Origin of the sequence: Bacillus cereus group sp. BfR-BA-01441 (assembly GCF_022663075.1) — a bacterium.
Classification (GTDB): Bacteria; Bacillota; Bacilli; order Bacillales; family Bacillaceae_G; genus Bacillus_A; species Bacillus_A cereus.
In genome coordinates this window covers 1-223 of sequence record NZ_JAKUEU010000404.1, presented here as the reverse complement: position 1 = coordinate 223, position 223 = coordinate 1, and the positions used below count along the sequence as shown (strand labels likewise).

Genomic DNA, 223 nt, shown 5'->3' with positions numbered 1-223 from the left:
TGGAAAACAATATCATATTCAAATTGATTAGCTGCATTCACACGATAGTTTACAAAATAGGCTGTAACTGTTTTATAACCGCTCCACCCTTTTTGGGATAACTGCTCTAAAGTTTGATTTACTTGTTTACTCATCGTTTTCCAATCTTCAGACTCACCTTTTGATATCCCACCAACGTACGTGCCTTCCACGCTAAATGTGTTAAAGAATTGCGACTCATGTT

The 223-nt window shown here is 36.8% G+C and carries 1 protein-coding gene; it reads right to left on the bottom strand.

The features are described from left to right. The coding region (locus tag MR107_RS32135; protein WP_242293224.1) for a hypothetical protein at positions 1-223 on the bottom strand (223 nt) is incomplete at both ends.